Origin of the sequence: Nioella sp. (assembly GCF_964229645.1) — a bacterium.
Classification (GTDB): Bacteria; Pseudomonadota; Alphaproteobacteria; order Rhodobacterales; family Rhodobacteraceae; genus Nioella.
Window position 1 is genome coordinate 1 of the sequence record NZ_CAXREX010000073.1, and the last position, 9,755, is coordinate 9,755.

5 protein-coding genes are annotated in these 9,755 nt (G+C 65.9%); 3 read left to right on the forward strand and 2 right to left on the reverse strand.

Annotated elements, in window-relative coordinates; all coding sequences use genetic code 11:
- Positions 1–13: 13 nt before the first annotated feature.
- Together ACEQXV_RS04935 and ACEQXV_RS04940 are read right to left on the reverse strand one after the other, a co-directional pair.
- Entirely contained in the window at positions 14–1,012 is a 999-nt protein-coding gene (locus ACEQXV_RS04935; RefSeq protein WP_370268156.1) for a glycosyltransferase family 2 protein, read from the reverse strand.
- A complete protein-coding gene (locus ACEQXV_RS04940; protein WP_370268158.1) occupies positions 999–7,352 on the reverse strand; it encodes an SDR family NAD(P)-dependent oxidoreductase in 6,354 nt (2,117 codons plus the stop codon). The genes ACEQXV_RS04935 and ACEQXV_RS04940 overlap by 14 nt, the downstream gene beginning before the upstream one ends.
- Positions 7,353–7,573: 221 nt before the next feature.
- Between ACEQXV_RS04940 and ACEQXV_RS04945 the strand changes: the two genes are divergently transcribed.
- The 3 genes from ACEQXV_RS04945 to ACEQXV_RS04955 form a co-directional block, all read left to right on the forward strand.
- Positions 7,574–8,053 carry an SspB family protein gene (locus tag ACEQXV_RS04945; RefSeq protein ID WP_370252485.1) on the forward strand — a complete coding sequence of 160 codons (480 nt, stop codon included), beginning with the start codon at positions 7,574–7,576 and terminating at the stop codon, positions 8,051–8,053.
- Between the two features lie 98 nt (positions 8,054–8,151).
- On the forward strand, positions 8,152–8,718 hold the full coding sequence (locus ACEQXV_RS04950; protein ID WP_370252483.1) for a class I SAM-dependent methyltransferase: 567 nt from the start codon (positions 8,152–8,154) through the stop codon (positions 8,716–8,718).
- Between the two features lie 129 nt (positions 8,719–8,847).
- Positions 8,848–9,755, forward strand: a 908-nt coding sequence (locus tag ACEQXV_RS04955; protein WP_370268159.1) for a class II fumarate hydratase, incomplete at its 3' end; no start/stop codon positions are given.

The following is a 9,755-nucleotide window of genomic DNA, read 5'->3' on the forward strand; positions in this document are numbered from 1 at the left end:
TGGGCCATCCGGATCAGCCTCCTGTCATGCGGGGGGTGGCAGCGCCCCCGCGCGTGGCCCCGGTGCGGGGCCGTTTGAATTCATGGGACACCAGGCTGCGCAGGAATCGCGGCGGGTCGGCGGGTTTGCGCCCCGTCAGCAGGCAGCGCAGGCGGTGCAGCAGTCCGCCCGCGACATGGGCCAGCGTGGCAAGGCGCGCGTAGGCACGGCCATGGGTCTTTTCGAAATAGTGACGGCGGGAAGCGAACCAGTAGCCCGGAACCTCACGCCATTCCTTCATGCCGGTCGAAACCGACCCGATATGGGTAACGGAGCTTTCCCGAACGAAATCCGTTGGATACCCGGCCATCTTCGCGCGCCGACAGAGGTCGGTTTCCTCGAAATAGAGAAAGAAGCCTTCATCGAAGAGCCCGATCCGTTCCAGCACCTCCATCCGCATCATAAGGCTTGCGCCGGCCAGCCAGTCCACCCGCGTCGTGTGATCCGGGATCGGCACGGGCACGGCGCGGTCACGCACCAGGCGGCTGACCGGGCCGAAGCGCAGCGATCCTTCGAATTCGCTTGCGATCGAGGGGAAGCGGAAGGTCGTCAGGTGCGGATCGCCGTCGGGCCCGTGGATATAGCTGCCCGCCAACCCCGTTTCAGGATGCGCCTGCAAGTGGGTCAACAGCGCCTTGATCGCGCCCGCGTCGGGGAAGGCGTCGGAGTTGAGAATATAGACATAGTCCGGGCGGCTGCCATCCGACAGCCCGGCGCGAATTCCGACGTTGTTTCCCGCCCCGAAGCCGCCATTGCGCCCCGACTGAAGAACCCGCGTGCGCGGCCAAGCCCGCTCGCTGACGACGCGGGACATGGTCTCGAACGAGCCGTCGCGGGAATCGTTGTCGACGATCACCAACTCTCCTGCGATCCCCTCCATTTCCCTCAATGCGGTTTCGGCCGCGCGCAGGGTCATGTCAGGGGTGCGCCAATTCAGCACCACAGTCAGAAGCTTGGGTTCACTCGGCGGCATGGCTGCCCTCCCAGGCCTGCTGAACCTGGCGCGTGCGGTCGGCGGCCTCGATCACCTTGCCCATGCGGGCGGCCAGCACCCGCACGTTTGGCTCCAGGACCATGGAATCGTGATCCCCCGGCACTTCGAACACCTGCAACTGCGGTGCCCATTCCGACCAGTCATTGTCATGGGTCACGTAAGCGCGTTCGGAATTGACCAGCCGCCCCCCGGACAGCTGCCACTTGCCCACCAGCGGCGGGCGGAACAGCGTCAGCGGCCCGGCCCAGGGCTGCAGAGCGTAGCCTGCGACGGACTCGAGGAAAGCCGCCTCGATCGCGGCATTATGGAAGACGGGGCTTTCGCCCGCCTCGTCAACCTTCTGGCGACGCTTGGCAAATTCCCACCAGATGCGGCGGGCAAGCCACCTGAACGGGTAGGCAATGCCGCCGGCGCGAAGCTCTTGCAACTGGATCGCGATGCGGTCGGCGCGGCTCAGCGCCCGGCGCTGCGGCAACGGCGTGTCGAGCATGACGAGCGCCGCGACCTCTTCGCCAGCCTCGGTCAGTTGGTTTGCAATCTCGTAGGCGGTGATGCCACCGCCCGAGAACCCGCCGAGCATGTAGGGCCCGTGCGGCTGGATTGCCCGGATTTCCGCGATGTAATCGCGCGCGGCTTCCTTGACCGAACGGTGCGGTTCATCCTCTCCGAACAGCCCCTTGGCCTGCATCCCGTAGAAGGGCCGGTCCTGGCCCAGAAGATGCGCGAGGTGGCGCAGGTTCAGCACGTTGCCAAACATGCCCGCAACGAGGAAGAAGGGCGTTTTCGGGCCGCCCTCGCCCTGGTGCATGGGCACAAGGTGGGTGAAGCGGCGGGCCGGTTCGGCGCGCTTGGCGGGGGCGTCACCCGGGGTTGCGCTGATGCCCTGGGCTTCGACCAGCGCGGCGATCCTGCGGATCGTCGGTGCCTCGAACAGGACCGAAATCGGGAACTCCACCGCCCAGGTCTTCTTGACCATCGCAAAAAGCCGAACGGCGATCCGCGAATGCCCGCCAAGATCGAAGAAACTGTCCTCGGCCCCGACCCGCGCCACGCCCAGAAGATCGCGCCAGAATCCCGCGAGCGTTTCCTCGATGGGGCCTTCCGGTTCCACGAAGTCGCTATCCAGTTCCGGCCGTTCGAAGCCCTGGCTTGCCTGCGCTTCCTCGGTTTCGGTCCCGGCTTGCGCGATGAGCGCGTCGAGATCGAGCGAGGAAATCAGCACCTGCGGCAAGGGGCTGGCCAGCGCCTTGAGAAACGCCTCGGCCCCCTCCTCGGGACGGATGCCCTGCGCGATGTTGTGGCGCAGCCGTTCCTCGGCGGGCGACAGCGGGCGCGGGCCCTCGGCCTCGGCCTGTTTCGCGGGCGCGGCGGCAAAGGCGATGTTGCCCACGAGGCGGCGAATGGTGAAGCCCGCGATTTCCACGCAGACGGTGCCATCGGGCGCGGCCAGGGTGATGTCAAAGCTTGCGGTCTGATCGGATGCGCGGTTTTCGCCCGCGTTGCGGACGTAAGACAGGACGTCAGAAGGCAGCGCCCGGAACACCTTAACCGAGGCGTAATTGACCGGCACCCAGAGCGCATCTGGACGGTAGCCGTCGATCAGCTCTATCGCCCATCCGGTGGCAAGATCCGCAAGGCCCGGCGGCAAGCGCCAGCGGGGGTCGTGACTATCGAGCGACAGCCGGGCCAGCCCCTCGCCCTGCCCGATCCGCGTCTGGCGCAGCACGCGCCAGTTCGGACCGAACGCCAGGTGTTCCTCTTGCGGGGAGCGCAGCCAGCCGCCCGCCTCGGCCTGCGCCTTCAGGGGCAGGCGGGCCTCCAGCGCCGGGATGTCCAGCGGCGCAGGCGCGTCCATCGGCAGAAGCCGGATATCGGCCTCGGCGGTCACGTCCCAGCCCGCGCCCTCGGGCGCACTTTCGACGCGGAACCCATAGCCCTGGTCGCTGCGCGGCAGGGTCAGGCGGATGCGGGTGGTCTGACGGTCCTCGGTGCGCAGGGGGCGCAGGAACCACAGATCGCGGATTTCGAAGGGACGGTCCTCGCCCTGCCCCTCCAGCGCCTCGGCCACAAGCTCCAGGTAACCGGTGCCGGGCAGAAGCGCATCGCCCGCCCTGGTCCGGTGCTGGTCCAGCACCCACCGGCTTTCGGGACGCCACTGGGCCTCGAAGCGGCGATTGCCATCGGCGTCGAAGCCTGCTCTATCCAGAAGGGGAAGCGTGACGGGCACGGGTGCGGGGGGTTCCGCCTGCCGCGCCTGCATCGCCTCAGCGGCCATGCCCACGCCCGACCAGATGCCCCAGTCGATCGCACGCACGCGGGTCTTGCCCCCGGCCCGCGCCTTGGCAAAAGCGTTGAGGTATTCGTTGGCGGCCACGTAGTCCACCTGCCCCGCAGGCGCGGTGGCGGTGGAACTAGAAGAAAAGAGCACCATCCAGTCGAGCGCGCCATCGGGGAAGATCGCATCCAGAACCTGCGTGCCGTGGACCTTGGGCGTGAACACCTCTTCGATGGAGCCTTCGCCCTTGGCCAGGATTGGCGCATCGTCGATGACGCCAGCGGCATGGATCACGCCGTCGATCTTGCCGAGCCGGGCTTCGGCCTCGGCCACGGCGGCGCGCATGTCCTCGATATTCGAGACATCAGCAGCCAGCGGCAGAACCTCGCCCCCGGCCCGTTCGAGTCGTTCCACCGCGCGGATGCGCGCGGCTGTGCGGTCCGTGGGGGCCGCGTTTTGCAGAAGGCTCTGCCAGCGGTCGCGCGGCGGCAGCCCGGTGCGCGACAGAAGTACGATCTTCGCCCTGTACTGGCGGATCAGGGTTTCGGCGATCGTGGTCCCGATACCGCCATAGCCGCCGGTCAGCAGCACGGTTGACCCGTCTCGGATCTCGACGCTTTCGGCCTCGGGCAGCCCGGTGCGTTTCCAGCCCTGTTCGAACCGCTTGCCCGCGCGGATCGCGGCAATGCGGTTTGCGGGGTCCGACAGCATTTCCTCCAGCACCGGCGCGGGATCGGCCCGGTCCACGTCCAGAACCGCGACGCTCAGCCCCGGAAATTCGCGAGGGATCACCCTTGCAGGCCCCATGATGGTGGATTTCGACGGGTAAGGCAGCGGCTCGGCCCGCACTTGCGCGGCCCCGTTCGTAACAACGTCGATATGAAGCGGCCCCTGCCCCTCGTCGGCCCAGGCCTGCGCGAAATAGAAGAGCGACCAGAAGCCCTGTTCCTGCATGCGGTGGAATAAGCTCGATCCGGGGCGGTGATGTTCGCCCTCGGTCAGAAGCCACAGATGCGCCACGCGGGTGGGCAGACGCCCCTCCTCGGCCAGCGCGCGCAGCAACTGGTCATAGCCCTCGCGCCCCCGTTCGGAAGGCAGGGCAAAGCCCGAGGAGGTGCGCGCGAAAGCGTCGCCCGGCGTGACAAGCGTGACGGCATGGCCCGCGGCACCAAGGCGCTCGGCGAGCGTAGACGCAACCCCGGCCTCATCCGCGAAAATCAGCCAGCTTTCGGGCGCGGCGTCAGACAGATCGCCCGAAACATCCACCTCGCAAGGCGCGTAGGTCGGCCGCCAGACCGGTTTCCAGCCCCATTTCGCGGGGTCTTCCCCTCTCATCAACCAATCGCTTGCGGGTTCCACCTGCGGCTCGGCGCGTTCGATGAAATAGGGGCTTTTCTGGAAGGCATAGGTGGGCAGCACCACGCGGTTCCGGCGCGCCTCACCCCAATACTGGCCCCAGTCGAACTGGCCGCCCACGGCCCAGATACGGCCGAGCGTGGCCAGGAAATAGGCATCGTCGGCGGTTGGGTCATCGGGGTGGCGCAGGCTGTTGATCACCTGGTTGGCGTCGATATCGGGGTGCTGACCGGCAAGCGAGGTCAGCGCCTTGCCGGGGCCGACTTCCAGGTAGACGCGCTGCGGGTTTTCCGCGAGCGTGGCCAGACCATCGGCAAAGCGCACCGCGCCGCGCAGGTGGCCAACCCAGTATTCGGGGTCCGTCGCCTCGGCATCGGTGAGGATGCGACCCGAGCGGTTGGAAATCACGGGAAGTGTTGGCGCGTGCAGTTCGATCGAGCGCAGGTAGTCGCCGAAACGTTCCAGAATCGGGTCGAGCAGCCGCGAATGCGCCGCGATGTTGATCGCGATGCGCTGGCAGTGGATGTCCTGGGACGAAAGCCGCTCCGCCAGCCGGTTCAGCGCCGCGTCGGGGCCGGAGGCCACGCACATCTGGGGCCCGTTCACCACAGCAAGATCCAGATCGTCGCCAAGGTAAGGTTGCAGGGCGTCGGGGCCAAGGGCCACCGACAGCATCCCGCCGGGCTGCACCGAATCCATCAACTGCCCGCGCAGGTGCACAAGGCCGATGCAATCTTCAAAAGACATCACGCCAGCAAGGCAGGCGGCGGTGTTTTCGCCCATGGAATGCCCGATCAGCGCCTTGGGCGCGACGCCCCAGCTGATCCAGAGCTGCGCCAGCGCATATTCCACGATCATGATCAGCGGCAGTTGAACGGAGGGCGTTTTCAGCCGTTCATTCGCGGCGTCCTCCTGGCCCGGTTCGGGCAGCCACAGCGCGCGGATGTCGAAATCGAGCTTGGGGGCAAGGATGTCGAGCCCGCGATCCATCCAGTCGGCGAAGACCGGCTCGGTCTCGTAAAGGTCGCGCGCCATGCCCGCGTATTGCGCACCGCCCCCGGGGAACATGAAGGTGATTTCCGGGTTCTCGCTCACCACGGTATGCGTGAAGACGCGGCGCGGATCGTTTTCGCGCAGGGCGGCGGCGGCCTCCTGCGGGGTTTCGGCCACCACGACACGGCGGCGGTCGAAGGCGCGGCGGCCCTCCTTGAGGGTCCAGGCCACATCGGCGAGGTCTTCAGCGGGATTGGCCTCCAGATGCGCGGCCAGCCGCTCGGCATTGCCCTCCAGCGCGGATTTCCCGCGTGCGGACAGGCAGAGCAACTGGAAGGGAAAATCGGAGGCCTCAGAAGCCACGCGCGCAGGTGCCTCCTCCAGCACCACATGGGCGTTGGTGCCGCCAACGCCGAGCGAGTTCACCCCGGCGCGCGCCGGATGATCGGAGCGGGGCCAGTCAGTGAGCCGGTCGTTCACCACGAAGGGCGAGCCGTCAAATCCAATGGCAGGGTTCGCTTTTTCATAGCCGAGCGAGGGCGGAATCTTCCGATGATGCAGCGCCAGCGACGCCTTGATCAGGCTGGCCACGCCCGCGGCCGTATCGAGATGCCCGATATTGGTCTTCACGGAGCCGATCCGGCAGGTCCCCACGGCAGTCGTGGTGCGCCGGAAGGCATCGGTCAGCGCTGCAACCTCGATGGGATCGCCCAGGTAGGTGCCGGTGCCGTGACATTCCACGTAGTCGATGCTGTCGGCCCGGACGCCCGCCAGGGCCTGCGCCTCGGCAATCGCCTCGGCCTGCCCGCCGACGGAAGGCGCCAGGTAGCCTGCCTTGTCGGCGCCATCATTGTTCACCGCCGAGCCCTTGATTATGGCCCAAATGTGATCCCCGTCCGCAATCGCGTCCGCCGCACGCCGCAGCACGACGCAGCCCGCACCGGAGCCGAAGACCGTTCCCTGCGCGCGGTGGTCAAACGCATGGCAGTGACCATCGGGCGACAGGATTTCGCCCTCCTTGAAGAGATAGCCGCGCGCGTGAGGCAGCTCGATCGTCACGCCGCCCGCAAGCGCCATGTCGCATTCGCCCATCAGAAGCGCCTGACAGGCGTAATGGGTGGCGACAAGCGAGGTGGAACAGGCCGTCTGAAGGTTGATCGCAGGCCCGCGCAAATCGAAGATATGGCTCAGGCGGGTGGCCATGAAATCCTTGTCATTGCCGGTATGGCGCAGCAGGAACATCCCCGTCTGATCCACCAGATCGCGGTTGGAACAGACGTTGAAATAGAAGTAGCTGCCCATGCCGCAGCCCGCGTAAACCCCTATATTTCCTTCGAAATTGTCGGGGACATGCCCGGCCTGCTCCATCGCTTCCCAGGCCACTTCCAGGAACTGGCGATGCTGCGGGTCCATGATCGCGGCTTCTTTGGGCGAGAGCCCGAAGAAGTCGGCGTCAAACCGTTCGAACCCGTCCAGAACGGCGGCGGCAGGCACGTAGTCGGGCCGGTCGATCAGATGCGGCGCTTCACCTGCGGCCAGCAGCTCTTCGCGGCTCAACCGCCGGATCGACTCGATCCCGTCGCGCAGATTTCGCCAATAGGCATGCACGTCCTCCGCCCCCGGAAGATGCGCGGCCATGCCGACGATGGCGATATCGTTCTCTCCGACCACCGGGTCGGTCTCTGCTCGGGTCATGTCAGCTTTTGTCCAGCTTTTCGTGCATGTTTCTTGCCTTGCAGACTGGCGGGCCAATCTGGTCATTTTAGGGCGAAGGAGCGGATCGCGTGTGGAAATTATGGATAGTCACCAAGGGGAAAGGGAAATCATCTTTCGATACCTCTCCCGATGCGGCGCGCTGTGCCTTCCCTTCGCCCCCGAATCCACTATGGTGAGGCCGACAAGACAGGGATGGCGGGATGAGCTCTGACACTTCGGACACGATTGCCTATGGGCGGCTGATGCACCGGGCCATGCGCGGCCTGATCCAGACGGTGCTGGAAGACGTGGCCGAGGGCGGCCTGCCGGGGGATCATCATTTCTTCATCACTTTCGACACCGGGCATCCCGACGTCGATATCGCCAGCTGGCTGCGCGACCGCTACCCCGAAGAAATGACCATTGTCATCCAGAACTGGTTCGACGACCTGCGCGTGGATGATGACGGGTTCTGGATCACGCTGAATTTCGGCGACAATCCCGAACCGCTGCGCATTCCCTTCGATGCGATCCTGACCTTTGTCGATCCGTCGGTGGAATTCGGCCTGCGCTTCGAAACCCAGGTCAGCGAAGACCCCGACGACGAGCCGCCGGCGCCCGAGGACGATGAGGACGAGACCGGCGAGGCGCATCACGACGCAGAGGTCGTAAGCCTCGACACGTTCCGCAAGAACCACTGAGTTTCCCGCAATGACATCTCGATGACAGGCGCATTTGCGCCTTGCGAGAGTCGTCGTTGCATGGCTTTTAACGGACATGGCATTTTTGAAGGTGTTTCATGTCCAGCACTGGCGATATCGGCCTGTTTCTCGGTCAACTTCTGAAAAAACCCCACCAGGTGGTTGCCCTCGCGCCCTCGTCGCGCGCCCTGTCGGCGGAAATGGCGGCAACGCTCGATCCCGAGGGCGGCCCGGTGATCGAGCTTGGGGCCGGAACCGGTCGGATCACGCAGGCGATTATCGACCGGGGGATTGCCGCCGAGCGTATCCACTCGATCGAGATGAACCCGGTCTTCTGCGAGCGTCTGCGGGCCGATTTCCCGGGGCTCAACGTCTACCAGATGTCGGCAGGCGACGTGGGCGAGCTTCCGGTGGACGGCGCACAGGCCGTCGTGTCGGGTCTGCCGCTTCTGTCGATGCCCTTTGATCTGCAAAATGCGATCCTGACCGGGACGTTCCGCCAGGTGGGCCGCAGCGGCACCTATATCCAGTTCACCTACGGCCCCAAGCCACCGGTCAAGGCCGAGATCCGCGCGGCCATGGGTTTGACCTGGACCACCAGCCGCAAGATCTGGGGCAACCTGCCCCCTGCCCGCGTCTACCGGTTCGCCTGCCCCGGCGCATGAGCGCGCGGCGCGGCGACGCGCCGCCCCCCGGGCCCGCCTGTTTGCGCCAACAAACCGATGCAGGCAATTGCCCCCGTGTCGCGGGGCGCTTATAGCCTGTCGCAACCAGTTTCGCAGGAGGCCATTAGGATGACCGCAACCCGCACCGAGACCGACAGCTTCGGACCGCTTGAGGTTCCCGCCGACAAGTATTGGGGCGCACAGACGCAGCGCTCGATCATGAACTTCCCGATTGGCTGGGAAAAGCAGCCCGTCGCCATCGTGCGCGCACTCGGCGTCATCAAGAAGGCCTGCGCGATGCAGAACAAGGCCACCGGCAAGCTCGACGCCAAGCTCGCCGATGCGATCATCCAGGCTGCGGGCGAAGTGATTGAAGGCAAGTTCGACGACAACTTCCCGTTGGTGGTGTGGCAGACCGGGTCAGGCACCCAGTCGAACATGAACTCCAACGAGGTCATCGCCAACCGCGCCATCGAGATCCTGGGCGGCGTGATCGGCTCGAAGGACCCCGTCCACCCGAACGATCACTGCAACATGGGCCAGTCCTCGAACGACACTGTCCCCACGGCGATGCATATCGCCACCGCGATGAGCGTGCGCGACGTGCTGCTGCCGGGGCTGAAGAAACTGCTGGCGGGGCTCGAGCAGAAGTCCGAGGAATTCAAGGACATCATCAAGATCGGCCGCACCCATACACAGGATGCGACCCCGCTGACCCTGGGCCAGGAATTTTCCGGCTACGCGCACCAGGTCCGGCAAGGCATCGCCCGTGTCGAAGCCTGCCTGCCCGGCATCTACGAACTGGCACAGGGCGGCACCGCCGTGGGCACCGGGCTCAACACGCAAGTGGGCTGGGACAGCGCCGTGGCCGCCAACATGGCCGAGATCACCGGCCTGCCCTTCGTCACGGCCCCCAACAAGTTCGAGGCGCTCGCTGCCCATGACGCGATGGTCTTCATGTCCGGTGCGCTCGCGACCGTGGCAGGCAGCTGCTACAAGATCGCCAACGACATCCGCCTGCTTGGCTCCGGCCCCCG

Coding starts and splice junctions, on each gene's coding strand:
- ACEQXV_RS04935 (WP_370268156.1), bottom strand. CDS start 1,012: ATGCCGCCGAGTGAACCCAAGCTTCTGACTGTGGTGCTGAATTGGCGC.
- ACEQXV_RS04940 (WP_370268158.1), bottom strand. CDS start 7,352: ATGACCCGAGCAGAGACCGACCCGGTGGTCGGAGAGAACGATATCGCC.
- ACEQXV_RS04945 (WP_370252485.1), top strand. CDS start 7,574: ATGAGCTCTGACACTTCGGACACGATTGCCTATGGGCGGCTGATGCAC.
- ACEQXV_RS04950 (WP_370252483.1), top strand. CDS start 8,152: ATGTCCAGCACTGGCGATATCGGCCTGTTTCTCGGTCAACTTCTGAAA.